Origin of the sequence: Actinomyces sp. HPA0247, assembly GCA_000411415.1 — a bacterium.
Classification (GTDB): Bacteria; Actinomycetota; Actinomycetes; order Actinomycetales; family Actinomycetaceae; genus Pauljensenia.
In genome coordinates, this window is the sequence record KE150452.1 from 399,877 (window position 1) to 415,146 (window position 15,270).

Annotated in this window: 15 protein-coding genes; 2 read left to right on the top strand and 13 right to left on the bottom strand. The window is 66.1% G+C overall.

Going from position 1 to position 15,270, the window contains the following annotated elements:
- Positions 1–29: 29 nt before the first annotated feature.
- On the bottom strand, positions 30–953 hold the full coding sequence (dapF, locus tag HMPREF1478_RS09830; RefSeq protein WP_016461918.1) for a diaminopimelate epimerase: 924 nt from the start codon (positions 951–953) through the stop codon (positions 30–32).
- Between the two features lie 47 nt (positions 954–1,000).
- Positions 1,001–1,990: a tRNA (adenosine(37)-N6)-dimethylallyltransferase MiaA gene (gene miaA, locus HMPREF1478_RS09835; RefSeq protein ID WP_034475637.1), complete on the bottom strand. Its 990-nt coding sequence runs from the start codon at positions 1,988–1,990 to the stop codon at positions 1,001–1,003.
- 60 nt (positions 1,991–2,050) lie between these two features.
- Between miaA and HMPREF1478_RS09840 the strand changes: the two genes are divergently transcribed.
- Both HMPREF1478_RS09840 and HMPREF1478_RS09845 read left to right on the top strand, forming a co-directional pair.
- On the top strand, positions 2,051–2,497 hold the full coding sequence (locus HMPREF1478_RS09840; RefSeq protein WP_016461920.1) for a hypothetical protein: 447 nt from the start codon (positions 2,051–2,053) through the stop codon (positions 2,495–2,497).
- Positions 2,490–3,032, top strand: a complete 543-nt coding sequence (locus HMPREF1478_RS09845; RefSeq protein WP_016461921.1) for a YbjN domain-containing protein — start codon at positions 2,490–2,492, stop codon at positions 3,030–3,032. The genes HMPREF1478_RS09840 and HMPREF1478_RS09845 overlap by 8 nt, the downstream gene beginning before the upstream one ends.
- A gap of 386 nt (positions 3,033–3,418) precedes the next feature.
- Here the strand turns inward: HMPREF1478_RS09845 and miaB are convergent, their stop codons facing one another.
- From miaB to HMPREF1478_RS09900, 11 genes are all read right to left on the bottom strand, one after another.
- Entirely contained in the window at positions 3,419–4,957 is a 1,539-nt protein-coding gene (gene miaB, locus HMPREF1478_RS09850; RefSeq protein ID WP_016461922.1) for a tRNA (N6-isopentenyl adenosine(37)-C2)-methylthiotransferase MiaB, read from the bottom strand.
- A gap of 11 nt (positions 4,958–4,968) precedes the next feature.
- Complete coding sequence (locus tag HMPREF1478_RS09855) at positions 4,969–5,481, bottom strand: CinA family protein (RefSeq protein WP_016461923.1); 513 nt, start codon at positions 5,479–5,481, stop codon at positions 4,969–4,971.
- Complete coding sequence (locus tag HMPREF1478_RS09860) at positions 5,469–6,095, bottom strand: regulatory protein RecX (protein WP_016461924.1); 627 nt, start codon at positions 6,093–6,095, stop codon at positions 5,469–5,471. Before HMPREF1478_RS09860 ends, HMPREF1478_RS09855 begins: the two co-directional genes overlap by 13 nt.
- Positions 6,096–6,098: 3 nt before the next feature.
- The gene (gene recA, locus HMPREF1478_RS09865) at positions 6,099–7,190 is read right to left on the bottom strand and encodes a recombinase RecA (RefSeq protein ID WP_003796169.1); all 1,092 of its coding nucleotides are present in this window, start codon (positions 7,188–7,190) and stop codon (positions 6,099–6,101) included.
- 248 nt (positions 7,191–7,438) lie between these two features.
- Positions 7,439–7,663 carry a DUF3046 domain-containing protein gene (locus tag HMPREF1478_RS09870; RefSeq protein WP_016461925.1) on the bottom strand — a complete coding sequence of 75 codons (225 nt, stop codon included), beginning with the start codon at positions 7,661–7,663 and terminating at the stop codon, positions 7,439–7,441.
- A 3-nt stretch (positions 7,664–7,666) separates the two neighbouring features.
- Positions 7,667–7,981, bottom strand: coding sequence for a helix-turn-helix domain-containing protein (locus HMPREF1478_RS09875; RefSeq protein WP_034475698.1), 315 nt, complete (start codon positions 7,979–7,981; stop codon positions 7,667–7,669).
- Positions 7,982–8,151: 170 nt separating this feature from the next.
- Positions 8,152–8,874, bottom strand: coding sequence for a CDP-diacylglycerol--glycerol-3-phosphate 3-phosphatidyltransferase (gene pgsA, locus HMPREF1478_RS09880; protein WP_016461927.1), 723 nt, complete (start codon positions 8,872–8,874; stop codon positions 8,152–8,154).
- Positions 8,875–8,891: 17 nt separating this feature from the next.
- Positions 8,892–11,729, bottom strand: coding sequence for a DNA translocase FtsK (locus HMPREF1478_RS09885; RefSeq protein WP_016461928.1), 2,838 nt, complete (start codon positions 11,727–11,729; stop codon positions 8,892–8,894).
- 57 nt (positions 11,730–11,786) lie between these two features.
- Positions 11,787–12,686, bottom strand: coding sequence for a PfkB family carbohydrate kinase (locus HMPREF1478_RS09890; RefSeq protein WP_034475700.1), 900 nt, complete (start codon positions 12,684–12,686; stop codon positions 11,787–11,789).
- A gap of 117 nt (positions 12,687–12,803) precedes the next feature.
- Positions 12,804–14,495 carry a ribonuclease J gene (locus HMPREF1478_RS09895; RefSeq protein WP_016461930.1) on the bottom strand — a complete coding sequence of 564 codons (1,692 nt, stop codon included), beginning with the start codon at positions 14,493–14,495 and terminating at the stop codon, positions 12,804–12,806.
- Between the two features lie 99 nt (positions 14,496–14,594).
- On the bottom strand, positions 14,595–15,269 hold the full coding sequence (locus tag HMPREF1478_RS09900) for an ABC transporter ATP-binding protein (RefSeq protein WP_016461931.1): 675 nt from the start codon (positions 15,267–15,269) through the stop codon (positions 14,595–14,597).
- Position 15,270: the final 1 nt, after the last annotated feature.

Here is a 15,270-nt window from a genome sequence, read left to right on the forward strand (position 1 = left end):
TCCTCGGCGCCGCTGTGTCGGAACCAGGCTCAGGGCAGGCGGATCTCGGCGACTCGCGTCGCGGGTCCCGTGAGGAACACCGACGCATCCGTGATGCGGGGGCTCTCCCCTGACCAGTCGATGACACCGTCAAGACCGACGATGACCGTTCCACCCGGAATGTCGACGACCCACTGGGTGGGCGCTTCAGGTCCACGACGCAGGGCGGTGGCAAGGGCCGCCGCGCAGCATCCGGTGCCGCACGCCTGGGTCTCCCCCACGCCGCGCTCGAGCACACGCATCGCGATGTGTCCGCGTGTCGCGCCTGGCTCCGTCAGATCGACGACCAGCTCGAGGTTGGTCCCCGCCTGGGGTGCCGGATCGTAGGAGGGGCGCTGGGCCTGCGGAATCTGCGAGACGTCCACGGTGGGCAGGAACACGCCGCGCAGGGTCTCCTCGTCGGTAAGCTCGACAACCGTGTGCGGGTTGGGCATGTCCACCCAGATGCCGCCCAGGACGGCGTCGATCCCGGGGACTGCCACCTCGATTGTTTCACGTGCAGGAGAGGCAGCGGGCCCCATGTCGACGCGGTAACTCGCGCCGCGCCCCTCATCCTCGGACTCCGGGGTGACGCGCTTGATGCCGCCGCGCGTAGCCACGTCCAGGGTCTGGCCCACCGGCAGATCGACGAGGCCCTCGCGGCGCAGGTGATCGACGAAGACGCGCACGCCGTTGCCGCACATCTCAGCCTTCGACCCATCCGCGTTGCGGTAGTCCATGAACCACATTCCGTCGCGCTCGACGGCCCGAATGAAGCCGTCGGCTCCAATCCCGAAGGCCGGGGAGCACAGCGTCGCGACCTCGACCTCGCTGGGATCGTAATCGTCGAAGCGATCCGTGGCGACGACGAAGGAATTACCGGCACCGTGCGCCTTGACGAGACGGGCGTGAGCGGGCAGCTGCGTGTGTGTCATGGATCCACCGTAGCCCCCGGCTCCCGGGCGCGCAGCCCCCGATCATGTTAGGAGCATCCCAGGGCGGCCTCGGCCTCGCGCTCGGTCAGCTCGACGACGCGGCGCACCACGGCCTCGTCCGAAGCAAAATCCTCCACGTCCAGCCAGTGCACGCGCGGGTCTGGACGCAGCCACTTGACCTGGCGGCGCGCCAGCTGGCGGGTGGCCAGCGCGATAGATTCCACGGCCTCGTCCTCGCTCATCTGCCCATCGATGACAGCGAGCGCCTGGGAGTAGCCCGTCGCTCGGGATGCGGTCTTCGCCTCGCGTAGGCCAACATCGATAAGTCCGCGCACCTCCTCGATGAGGCCGCCGTCCATCATGGCGCGCGTGCGCAGCGCGATGCGCTCGTCGAGTTCCTCCATCGGGCGACGCAGCGCCACCATGAGCGCCGGTGCCACGAACTCGTGGCGGGGCATGGACGCCGAATAGGGGCGCCCGGTCAGCTCGATCACCTCGAGCGCCCGAATGATCCGACGGGCATTGTGGGGATCGATGCGCTGCGCCGACACGGGATCCAGCTGACTCAGTCGATCATGCAGGCCTCGCGAACCCAACGGCCCCTCGGCCTCCTCCTCCAGGCGAGCGCGCACAGAGGGGTCCGTGCCCGGAAACTCGATGACGTCCAGGAGGGCACGCTGGTAGAGACCCGACCCTCCCGCAACCACGGCGACACCCCCACGCTCATGGATACTCGCCACGTCGGCGCGCGCATACCTCTGATAGGCGGCAACCGAGGCCTCGTCGCGCACGTCAAGCACATCGATCTGGTGGTGGGCGATCCCGCGGCGTTCCTCCACCGGCGTCTTCGCCGTCCCCACATCCATGCCGCGGTAAAGCTGCAGAGCATCCGCAGACACAATCTCACCCGCGCCACTCGCACCGAGCGCCTCCGGGAGCACGCCGGCCAGCGCCAGGGCCAGGTCCGACTTTCCCGAGGCCGTGGGCCCCACAACCGCGCACACGACGTCCGACGCGCGTCTCACCGATGTCTCCATGGCCACCAGTGTACGGGTGCCTCCCACAGATACCAACCAACACCGGCTAGGCTTAACACCATGAGCACAACTGACACTCCTCCGGTCACCCTCGACCGGGTCATCGAAGCGGTCGAGGCCGTCGGACTCATCCCGTTCGTCTCCTTCACCGGGCAGGTCGCCGCGATCCTGCCGAACCGCACCGTCCGCATCGCGGTGCCCGAGGGCCACCCGGTCCAGGGAGTCGCGGACTACCCGCGCTTCTTCGACCCCTCGCACGCCGACGCCATTGCTTCCGCAGTGCGCCGCCTCAACGCGTCCACATACCTGCCGAAGATCACCTCCGGCACGACCGATACCGGCGCCATCGCCCTGCACCTGCAGCACACCTTCAACTGGGTCGTGGGCGCCACCGACGCACAGGTGCACGCTGAGGTCTCCCAGTTCATCATGGCCGCTGTCGCCATGATGAACCAGCTCGACATCATGTTCCCCGACCAGTGGACGAAGGAGGGCGCCAATGCCTGAATGGAAGAGCTTCACCTTTGGTGATGACGGCGAGGCCAAGCCCGAGGCTATGCCCGCCCCCGCCACCCCCTCCCCCGCGATGGAAGCCGACGAATACGCCGCCAAGTGGGGCACCGAGGTGTCCGAGCTGACGATCGAACGCATCGAGAAGGTGCTTGAGGGCGACGGTCTTCCGCACGGCTCGAACGAATTCATCGCCGTCACCCAGCTGGAGGACGTGCAGTTCCAGATTCATCGCGAACCCGTCGACGCCCCCTGGGCGCAAATCGAGACACGCATCGCGGTGCCCGGCGAGGGCCATACTGAGGTCTCGCTGCAGGAGAAGGCGAACGAATGGAACAACGCCCACCTGCAGCCGACGGTCTTCCCCATCGAAGACGGTGACGGCTGGGTCCTCATGGCTGCGTCGCGTTTCTTCGTCGGCGAGGGCCTATCGGACCGCCAGATCCACGCGATGCTGCGCCGCGGCCTGATTATCGGACTGTCGGCTGCTCAGGAAATCCCCGCGCTCTTCGCGCACGGCTCCGACGAGTAAACCCCTCGATCTGGCCACATACATGGTGCCCCGCTCCTCCAGCTGGAGGAGCGGGGCACTCTCGGTGGAGTGTGCGCCGACTACATGCGAAGGCGCGGCACGTACCGCGTGCGCGGGACAAGCCACGGGTCGCATAGGGGGGCTCGAATCGACCCGCACTACCGAGAGTGCTCCCGCATGCCGATCGCCTCACCATCGTGACGATCGCCACGAAACAAAAGTAACTCAGGAGTAGCGCGTCACACGCTCGTTTGGCGGCGACATTTTCCCATTTTTCACTTGTACGACCGATCAAATGTGCAGTGCGGTCCGTACACGGTCCCCCATGACACGTGGGCCTCCGCAGACACGTTGTCTGCGGAGGCCCACGTCAATACAGCTCAGCGTCAGCGCGGGGCACCCACGCGCAGCGTGGGAATGCCCAGGGACACCGTGGTGTCCGGCTCATCCTTAGCCTGACGAGCCTCCCACGCGTCCCCAGCGCGCGTACGACGCACCTCGAACAGACCACCCTGCGTGCCCGAGTCGGCGATCAGGTGGTGAGGCGCCCCGTATGTGACGGTCGCGCGGATCATGTCACCCGGGCGCGGGCGATCGGCCTCGGACAGTCCCTGCGGCAGAGCGACGTGCACGAGGCGATTATCGCGCGCGCGGCCCGAGATACGGTGCGTGGCTCCATCCTTACGGCCATCACCCTCGGAAACGAGAACCTCAACCTCCGTCCCGGCCAACGCGGCGTTGTCCTCCGCGCAGATACGCTCCTGAAGCTTAATGAGGCGCTGGTAGCGCTCGAGCGCCACGTCGTCGGGAACCTGATCCTCGCGATCCGCAGCGGGCGTGCCCGGCCGCGGGGAGTACAGGAACGTGAAAGCCGAGGAGAAGCGAGCCTGCTCGACGACATCAAGGGTTGCCTGGAAGTCCTCTTCGGTCTCCCCCGGGAAGCCAACGATGATGTCCGTCGTGATCGCCGCGTGCGGGATAGCGGCACGCACACGCTCCAGAATGCCCATGAAACGATCACGGCGGTAGGAGCGGCGCATCTGACGCAGGACCGCATCGGACCCGGACTGCAGGGGCATGTGCAGGCTCGGCATGACCGTGGGCGTCTCCGCCATCGCAGCGATCACGTCATCGGTGAAAGCAGCCGGATGCGGCGAGGTGAAGCGCACGCGCTCGATCCCCTCCACGCGGCCAACGGCGCGCAGCAGGTCGGCGAAAGCGCCACGCTCACCGAAGCCCACGCCGTAGGAGTTCACGTTCTGACCGAGCAGGGTCACCTCAATGGCTCCCTGCGAGGCGACGGCCTCAACCTCGGCGAGGATATCGCCGGGACGGCGGTCTCGTTCCTTACCCCGCAGATGCGGGACGATACAGAACGTGCAGGTATTGTTGCAACCCACCGAAATCGACACCCAGGCGGCGTAGGCACTCTCACGGTGCGTGGGCAGCGTCGAGGGAAAGACCTTCAGGGATTCCTCGATCTCAACGGCCGCCTCACGGTTGTGCTCGGCGCGACGCAGCAGAGCAGGCAACACGTCGATGTTGTGCGTCCCAAAGACGGCGTCCACCCACGGGGCCTTCTCAACGATGCCGTCTCGCATCTGCTGGGCGAGGCATCCACCGACCGCGATCTGCATACCGGGACGCTTGCGCTTGACGGCCGCGAGCTGCCCGAGGTTACCGAAGAGACGGGTCGCAGCGTTTTCGCGGACGGAGCAGGTGTTGATCACAATGACATCGGCGCCCATGTCGCCCGCATCGGTCGCGCGGGCGGCAGCCTCAGGGACCTGCTCAACGGGGACGAGGCCGGCCTGCTCCAGCAGACCCGCCATGCGTTCGGAGTCGTGTTCGTTCATTTGGCACCCGAGCGTGCGCACCGCATAGGTGCGGGGCGTCGCGGCACCATCCTGCATCATCGTATTCATCGCAGTGAAGTCTAGTCGCCGACCTGCGCGCCGGCGAAGTCGAGCACGTCACGCACGAGCAGGAGCGCGGCGTCAATGGCACCCGCACGCACAGCCGCGCGATCACCCTGAAGGTGCAGGAGCAGGTGCTCCTCCCCTGTCGGGTACGTGCACGCGATATGCACGGTTCCCGCTTCACAGCCGTCGGCCGGGCCGGGACCGGCGACTCCGGTCGTCGAGACGCCGATGTCCGCGCCGAACAGGGAACGTGCGCCCCGAGCCATCTGGCGCGCAACCTCCTCGTCGACAGGGCCCGTCAGCGCCAGCCGGCTTTCCGAGACCCCCAGCACTGAAGCCTTCGTATCCACCGCGTACGTGCAGGCTCCCCCACGAACGACACGGGATGCGCCGGGCACGTCAACGAGACGCGCGACGAGGCCACCACCTGTCAGTGACTCCGCCGTCGCAATCGTCAACCCGCGCCCTGTGAGATCAGCGATCAGCTGCGCAACCTGCTCGTCGCCCATGATGCTCACAGTCCCCATTGCCAGCTCTCCTCTGCGTTATCGTCGTCGTCACCCCACGCGTCGAGCGCCTCGCGCACGGCTGCGGATGCCACGGACGGCGAATAGCCTTTGCGCGCGAGCATCGAACTCAGTCTACGGTAGGCCGTCTGACGTGGGACGCCCGCGAGCGAGCGCCTTTTGCGGGCCACCAGCTGGGCCGCGCGCTCCGCCTCGTTCACGCGGTCAATCTGGGACAGGGCGCGCTCGATGGTCGCCGAGTCCAGCCCTTTGCGCACGAGGATCTCGCGTAGCGCGCGGCCGGAGGCACCCGTGCCCGAAAAACGAGATCGGACGAGCGCATCGGCGTAGGCCTGGTCGTCGACGAGACCGACAGCCTCAAGGCGGTCAACGACCTCGGCGGCGAGCTCGGCGCTAAAACCGCGTCCTTCGATCGCGCTGGTCAGCTCGATGCGCGAGCACGCGCGCGCATCGAGCTTGCGCAGCGCAACTTCGCGTGCGGCTTCCACCGCCGCCGTGCCCGTCAGGGCCGCATTGCGTTCGCGGGCGCGCGCAAGCCTCTCGCCCGGGGAGGAGCGTCGACGACGCTCCTCCCCCAGCTCGGGATTATCCTCCGGATCCAGGTAGCGGACCACGACTCAGAAGCCCGCGTCCTCATCCGGATCGATGTCGGGCACGTCCTGGGAGGCCTGATCCGGGTCCGGAGCCTCGCCGATACCCAGCGAGACGAGGATCTTCTGTTCAATCTCGTTGGCCAGCTCGGGGTTATCCACGAGGAATTGACGCACGTTCTCTTTACCCTGACCGAGCTGGTCATCCCCGTAGGTGAACCAGGAGCCGGACTTACGCACGATGCCGGCCTCGACTCCCATGTCGATGATCGAGCCCTCGCGCGAGATGCCCTTGCCGTAGACGATGTCGAACTCGGCCTGCTTGAAGGGCGGAGCCATCTTGTTCTTCACGACCTTGGCGCGCGTGCGGTTACCGACGGGCGCACCGGCTTCCTTGAGGGTCTCAATGCGGCGCACGTCGATGCGCACCGACGCATAGAACTTCAGCGCCTTACCGCCCGTCGTGGTCTCCGGGGAACCAAAGAAGACGCCGATCTTTTCACGCAGCTGGTTGATGAAGATCGCGGTGGTGCCGGTCGCGGACAGGGCACCCGTGATCTTACGCAGGGCCTGGCTCATGAGTCGAGCCTGCAAACCGACGTGGGAGTCACCCATCTCGCCTTCAATTTCAGCCTTGGGCACGAGCGCCGCGACGGAGTCGATGACGATGATGTCGATGCCGCCCGAACGGATCAGCATGTCCGCGATTTCGAGGGCCTGCTCGCCCGTGTCAGGCTGGGAGACCAGGAGGGAGTCGGTGTCGACACCCAGGGCACGCGCATAAACAGGGTCAAGGGCGTGCTCCGCGTCGATAAAGGCAGCGTTACCGCCAGCCTTCTGGGCGTTAGCGACGGCATGGAGGGCGACCGTGGTCTTACCGGAGGACTCGGGGCCGTACACCTCGATGACACGACCGCGCGGCAGGCCGCCGATACCCAGGGCAACATCGAGGGCGAGGGAACCCGTGGGGATCACCTGGACTGGCGGACGATTATCGTCGCCGAGGCGCATAACGGAGCCCTTACCGAACTGCTTATCGATCTGCGACAGGGCGACTTCGAGTGCCTTATTGCGATCATTGGTCGCGGGCTTTGCGGCGGGTGCTTTACGGGCAGCCATGGTGATCCTTTCGTCTGCGGCCTCTCCGGCCTGCGGGTGTCCTGGCCTGGAATGCCACCCCTCTCCGAGGCGACATGACGAGTATGCGACCGGCCATCGTCATCTGCGTCCCGCGCGCATGCACCCTGTGGATGACACGCGTCGGAACGTCGTCGCCCACAAGCTTAAATGGAACACATGTTCGATTGTTGATCGACACGCCGCAGACGAGCCAGACGGGCGTCACTCACAGGAGCATCGTCGCCCGTTCAGCGTCCTCGCTCGCGCGGATCGACGCGATGAATCCAGCGCGCATCCTCGCGCCCGGTTTCCTCACACAGCGTCGACCAGACCTCGTCAGGGTTTACTCCCGCGGCCAGCGCGTCATGCGCGGTCGCTCCCAGCGAGGCGAGATACAGGTCGGAAACGTACGAGCGGCCGAGGGCCGACCCGAAGGTCGCCTCGACCGCCTCGTAAAACTCAGAGTGCTTCACGCGTCAGGAAATCAGCGTGACGGGCACGATCTCATCGGGCACTGCGTCCGGAACAACCGCGCCATCGATGATCGCCATGCGCTCGGAGACCTCGCGCAGGACAAACCACAGCGGGACGCGCAGGGCCGACGTGATGGCTTCAAGCAGTTCGGAGGACGCTTCCTTCTGGCCGCGCTCAACCTCGGACAGGTACCCGAGGGAGACCTGCGCCTCCGAGGAGACTTCGCGCAGGGTACGACCCTGGCGCTGGCGGATGCCGCGCAGGACATCGCCCAGTTCGCTGCGCAGCAGCGGGGTTTCGCTCAGTGTCTTTTCCATAGTGTTACTGTAGCCGTTCTGTTTTGAGGAGCGCATTGTCAGTTCGCGCATCGAAACGCTGTGACGCCGCATGTTTGCTCCTTGGCTTGCATTCATATCTACGCAACGCGGGAGGTTTCAGGCTTATTCCACCGACGAGTCGATGAGCCTATGGGTTGCGTCACCCAGGCTCAACTCTGGACGTGCTGTCCCGCGAGACCCCGCTTTAACGGTTCCTTCGACGCTTCCTCGTTCACGGGTGCGTCCGGGGTCGAGCTTTCATCCTCGCTCCCGCCGGGTCCACGCATGAGGCGCACCCCCTCGAGGACGTACATGAAGCCCGAGTAGAGCGTGAGCGCGAGAGCGACGCCTGCGAGGGCCTGGCCGAGGTGAATGACCACGACGACCCATCCCTCGTTCGTCTCACTCAGCGCGGTGAAGTGCGCCCACGGGATCAGTAGCACACCGAGGGCCACGATCTGCATGAAGGTCTTGAGCTTGCCCGCCTGATTCGCAGAGACGACGACGCCACGGCGCAGGAAGAAGGCACGCATTGCGGTAATGCCCAGCTCGCGCACGGCGATGAGGATCGTCACCCACCAGGGCAGGAATCCCTGGTAGGACAGCAGGCCGAAGCCGCACAGGGTCAAGGCCTTGTCAGCAATGGGGTCCGCGATTCGACCGAAGTCGGTGATCTGACCCCACGAGCGCGCAAGCTCGCCGTCAAAGCGGTCCGTGATGGCCGCGACGGCGAAGACGACGAAGGCCGCCCACAGCGCGGTCCATGACTTGCTTTGCAGGCCTAGAACCACGAACACGGGGACGAGAATCAGGCGCAAAACGGTCAGCGCGTTGGGCAGGTTCACGACGGGAACCTTGCTGTCTCGCTGCACGCGCGACACGTTATCGCTCATGACCGTTTCCTTTCCTCTCAGCGGCCCGTGAGCTGCCAAGCATCCTCGTTGTCCTCGGGCTCCTCGTCGACCCAGTCGGGCGATGAACCACCAAAGTTATGACCAGAGTACGGGTCTACCCCGCTGCCGCGCGAATCGCTGGCGTCAGCCGTGCCCATTTCGTAACCGGATGCGGGCGATTGCGTGGGAGCGGACGAGGCCGGGGCACCCGCCGCGCCCCCCGCGGCAGAGCCAACGGCCGGGTTGGGTGCCGCCTCGGGAGCGGCCGGAGCGGGCGCGGGGGCGGGCTCGGGTTCGGGCTCGGCGAGGCCGGCGGACTCTCCGCGAAGCATGGCGAGGACCTCGGGAAGCTGCTCGGGAGTAACGAGCACCTGGCGGGCCTTGGATCCTTCGGAGGGGCCAACGATCTCGCGCGATTCGAGCAGGTCCATGAGGCGCCCGGCTCGGGCGAAACCGACGCGCAGCTTGCGCTGGAGCATCGAGGTGGAACCGAGCTGCGTGGAGACGACGAGCTCGGCGGCCTGCAGCAGGTCTTCGAGATCGTCTCCGATGTCTTCGGCGACCTTGGTTTCCTTCTTATCCGGCACGACGTCGTCGCGGTAGTGCGTCTCCATCTGGCTCTTGACGTGCGCGACAACCTGGTGGATCTCGGATTCGGAGACCCACGCGCCCTGGACGCGCATGGGCTTGGAGGCGCCAGCGGGCAGGTAGAGGGCGTCGCCCTGGCCGATGAGCTTTTCGGCGCCGGGCTGGTCGAGGATCGTGCGCGAGTCGGTCAGCGAGGATGTCGCGAACGCGAGGCGCGAGGGGATGTTGGCCTTGATGAGGCCCGTGACGACGTCGACCGAGGGACGCTGTGTGGCCAGGACCAGGTGGATACCGGCGGCGCGGGCGAGCTGCGTGATGCGCTGGATGGAGGCTTCCACGTCGCGCGGCGCGACCATCATGAGGTCGGCGAGCTCGTCGACGACCACGAGCAGGTACGGGTAGGGGTGCAGGGTCCGGTTGAGGCCGGGCTTGGCCTGTACCTGTCCGGCGGCCACAGCCTTGTTGAAGTCGTCGATGTGCTTGAAGCCGTAGTCCGACAGATCGTCGTAGCGCGCATCCATCTCCTTGACGACCCATTCGAGCGCCTCGGCGGCCTTCTTGGCGTCGGTGATGATGGGCGAGATGAGGTGCGGGATGCCCTCGTAGATCGTGAGTTCCACGCGCTTGGGGTCGACGAGGATCATGCGCACCTGCTGGGGCGTCGCACGCATCATGATCGAGGTGATCATGGAGTTGACGAAGGAGGACTTACCGGAGCCGGTCTGGCCTGCCACGAGCATGTGCGGGGTCTTCGCCAGGTTGGTGACGACGTAGCCGCCCTCCACGTCCTTGCCGACGCCGACGACGAGCGGGTGCTGGTTACGGCGGGCGGCTGCGGAGCGCAGGACGTCGCCGAGGGCCACGTTTTCGCGGTCGGCATTGGGGATCTCGATACCGATGGCACTCTTGCCGGGAATCGGCGCGAGGATACGCACGTCGGCAGAGGCCACGGCGTAGGCGATGTTTTTCGACAGGTTCGTGAGTTTGTCGACCTTGACGCCGGCGCCGAGGACGACCTCGTAGCGGGTGACTGTCGGGCCGCGCGAGAATCCCGTGACTCGCGCGTCGACGTTGAAGTCGGCGAAGACCTGGCCCAGTGCCGCGACGACCTGATCGTTGACGGCCGAACGCGTCATGTGGGGCGGGCCGGAGACGAGGAGGTCTTCCGACGGCAGGGTGTAGGTGATGGAGTCATCCAGATTGGGCTGGAAGGCCCCCTCGGGCTCGTCGGTAATCGGAGGGGGTGCCGGCTCGTCCTCGGGTTCGGGCACGTGGGCGGGAACCTGTACGGGTGCGGGAGCCACGGCAGGACGCATCTGCGTGAGCATCTCGGTGGGCGCGTCGGGCGCCGAGGAACGAGGCCGGGGCGTGGGCGTGGGTGCCTGCGCAGCGATCGCTCCCGACTCGAGAAGACGCGTTTCTTCGGCGGAGTCGGAATCGGTGGCCTTGCGGAAGGACTCGTCGCCGTCGTATTCGTCGAGGAAGGCGTCGTCTCCTGCGGCGAGGTCCTTGCGGGACTTGCGGCGAGCTTTCTTGGCAGGGTCCTCCGCGTCCTTTTCTACGGACTCAGCCTCTCCCTCGGCGCGCTGGCCACTGAGATGTGCAGCGAGGTCGTGTAGGCGCGCCGGCACATCCGCGACAGCCGTGCGGGTGGCCAGCAGGATCGAGTACGCGAGGAGCAGGAGCAGGAGGGCGCCAGCACCCCAGCCGGACAGGAGTAGAGCGAGGGGACGTGCGACGAACCAGCCGATGAGGCCACCAGCGGCCTCGATGCCCGGGTCGTCAGCCATACCGGGGTTTCCGCGTGAAATATGCACGAGGCCCGTCAGCGCTGCGGTGATGCCGATACCTCCAGCCACGTGGTGTGGCAGAGCCGAGCGTCCGGATCGGGCGGTCACCAACTCAACGGCCAGTGCGATGAGAACCAGAGGAAGCACGACCGAGAAGATGCCGAACAGGCCCGCGGAGGCGTGGTGGATCGCATCCCCGGCCTCGCCGGAAATCTGGAACCACTCACGCAGCGCGATCACAATCGCTGCCGCGACCACGACGAAGGCAGCGGCGTCGCGCTTCACCTGCGCGTCGGTAGCCTTCCACGCGCGCAGGGCACCGACGCCCGCGCGGCCAACCGCAGAAAAGAAGCGTGCCAGGAAACCCGGCTGCGTTGGTTCGGGCTGGGGCGTCTGGGCAGACCGAGAGGAGCCTCCCTTCGCGCGCGGGCGCGCGGGAGCCTTACCGGACGAAGAGCGTGGAGACGATTGTGCCATGATCATTCCACCATATCGCCCGCCGCGGCCCGACTCCGCCAGGCGCGCCGCGTAAGATCAGCGCAGGATGTTCGTCACGACCCCGGTTTCGAGGACGTTCTCAACCTGATCGCGCGTGGGAACGGGCAGCGCAGACTCGTGGGAAATTGCCAGCGCTGCGCCCGCGTTCGCCATCAGGCATGCGGTCTCCAAGTCGTAGCCCATCACCAGGCCCGCACACATCTCGGCGATGTGCGTGTCCCCCACGCCCGCGGTGTCCGCGATGGGCGTCTGGAAGGCGGGGATGGAAATAACGGGCGCATCAGCGAATTTTTGCAGCTCGCAGCCCCGCTCCCCCACGCGACGAACGGTCGCCGCGTCGGCGCGCATGTAGGAACGAATCGTCGAGCCGCGGCGGTTCGCCTCCAGGATTTCTGCCAGTGTCGCAGCCTCCCAGCTGCTCATCGTCACCACGTCCGCGCGCGCGAAAATCGTCTCCCATGCCTCGAGCGGAACCTGCGCAACTGCGGGCGAGACGGACACGACGAGAGTCACGAAGGGCGGAAGACCCGCAGCCCATTCACTCAGCTCGGAGGCTGCATGCGCGCTCGTCATATCGGAGGCGGCCACGTGGACCACGTCCCCTTCGCGCAATTCGATGCTCGTCAAAGCTGCGCGCGACGGTTCTGACTCGACGCCCGCCGTCACGACGGAACGCATCGACCCGTCTTCGACAATCAGCTGGATGACAACGCCAATGTCACCCACGAGCTCGGGGGTCAGAACCTCGACACCGGCTTCGACGAGCTGCTGACGCACCGCAAAGGAATTCGGTCCCGTCCCCAGAGGCGAGGCAGCGGCCGTCGGCACTCCCATTGCCGCAGCAGCGCACAGGGTCGTAAACCCGCCGCCCGGACGCGAGCTGGCTGCATCCGCGTGGACGGACCCCCCTCGCTCCGGCATGTATGCGATGTGCATCGGCAATACAAGAGCGACAGAATGCGTCGAAATGAAACGACCCGACACGAATTTTCCTTCCTTCAAGCGCGCGCTACCGCCCAGCACGCCACGGCCTCGTCGATGAAGACAGTCAGCCTACTGCTCGGTCACGACCGGAACGATCATAGGACGACGATGCAGGCGCCGCGCAACCCAGCGACCGATCACGCGACGCATCGCCTGCTGCAGGATGTAGGGGTCCTGACCGCCGGGTGCCGCAGCATCCTTGAGCGCCTGGGTGACGTCGGGGAGAATCTCCTCGAAGACCGAGTCGTCCTCGGCCATGCCGATCGCGCGGATCTCCGGGCCGGCCAGCACCATGCCCGAGTCGTGCTCGACGACCGCAAAAATCGAGATGAAGCCCTCCGAGCCCAGGGTGCGGCGGGTCTCCAGTTCATCTTCGGAGATCTCTCCGATCGAACGGCCGTCCACGTACACGTACTCACACGGCACGACGCCCGACACGCGCGCGACGCCATCCTTCAGGTCGACCGTCACCCCGTCCTCCGCCAGGACCACATTCTGCGGATCCATGCCGGTCTTGACGGCCAGCTGGCCGTTACCGACCAGGTGGCGAACCTCGCCGTGAATGGGCATCACGTTCTTGGGCTGAACGATGTTGTAGCAGTAGATGAGCTCGCCGGCGCTCGCGTGGCCGGACACGTGTACCTTCGCGTTCTCCTTCGACACGACGCGCGCACCCAGGCGGGTCAGGTCGTTGATGACGCGGTACACGGAGTTCTCGTTACCGGGAATCAGCGAGGAGGCCAGCACAACCATGTCGCCGGGCTCGATCGTCACGGTGCGGTGCGACCCCACCGACATGCGCGACAGGGCCGCCATCGGCTCGCCCTGAGAACCGGTCGCCATGTAGACACGCTCGGAGGGCGGCAGCTCGCTAATTCCCTTGAGGTCCACGATGAGGCCCTCGGGGATCGACAGGTAGCCCTTCTCCTCCGCGATGCGCATGTTGCGCTCCATGGAGCGGCCCACGAAGGCCACACGACGCCCGTGATGGGCGGCCGCGTTGATGACCTGCTGGACGCGATGCACGTGCGAAGCGAAGGACGCGACGATGATCTGGCCACTCGCCTCGCCGAAGACCTGATCGAGCACCGGGCCAATCTCGCGCTCGGGCGTAATGAATCCGGGCACCAGCGCGTTCGTGGAGTCCACCATGAACAGGTCGACACCCTCCTCGCCCATGCGGGCGAACGCACGCAGGTCGGTGAGGCGACGGTCCAGCGGCAGCTGATCCATCTTAAAGTCACCCGTGATGAGGACGTTGCCTGCATCCGTGCGCACGAAGACCGCGAGCGCATCGGGGATCGAGTGGGTGACAGACACGAATTCGAGGTCGAAGGGGCCGACGGTGAGGCGATCGCCCTCGGCGACGACATTGAGACCCGGGTCGGACAGGCGGTGTTCACGCAGCTTGGGGGCGACGAAAGCCAGGGTCAGATCGGATCCGTAGATCGGGATGTCGCCTCGCAGCTTGAGCAGGTAGGGCACGGCACCGATGTGGTCCTCGTGACCGTGGGTGAGGACGAGGCCGACGACGTCGTCCATGCGGTCCTCAATCCACGAGAAATCCGGCAGGATCAGGTCGACGCCGGGCTGTGTCTCTTCGGGGAAGAGAACACCACAGTCCACGACCAGGAGTTTGCCCCGGTACTCGAGGACGTTCATGTTGCGGCCGACCTCGCCGAGACCTCCCAGCGGGATCACTCGCAGTGCGCCCTCTTCCAGGGGCGCGGGTTCGCTGAGGTTCTCGTACAAAGACTTCATGATGCCAGTCTGCCACGTTGGCGCCCTTTTACCCGCATCGGGAGCCACGTTGGACAGGTCGGTCCCCTCACATTTGGCGTCATCGGGCGCGATCGCGGGTCACTGGTCGTGCAGGCGTCCGCCTTCCATGGCGTAGCAACGGTCGGCGAAACGCTGCGCCTCGGACTCGTGGGAAACGACAAGGACGGCCGTTCCACGATCGGCGGCGTCACGCAGGAGGGTCAGGACGGCGGTCGCGTTCGCGTTATCGAGGCCTGCTGTAGGCTCGTCCGCCAACACGATCGAGGGTTCCATGAGGAGGGCGCGCGCAATCGCCATGCGTCGTAGTTCTCCGCCCGACAGCTCGGTGGGCTTGGCATCGGCAAGGTCGGTCAGTCCCACGGCGTCCAGCAGCTCGCGCGCACGGCCTGCCGACGCCTCGTCTGCGCTGTAGAGGATCGAGGGCAGCAGCACGTTGTCGAGGACACTCAGGGCCCGCAGGGCCGTATTGCCTTGGGGGACGAGGCCGATGCGCGCGTTGCGCAGCCGGGAGCGCTCCTCGTCGCGCAGCGAGTACAGATCCGTTCCCTCGACACGCACGTGTCCAGCCGTGGGCGTGAGGATCCCGGCGAGCATGGTCAGCAGGGTGCTCTTACCGCTGCCCGAGTGGCCAGAGATGACGGTCAGTTGCCTCTCGTCCAGGCCAAAATCCAGCGGGTGGACCGCGGTGAAGACCCGCTTTCCTCCGCGTGCCCTGGCGAACTCTTTCGACACACTCGTTGCCTCGATGATCATG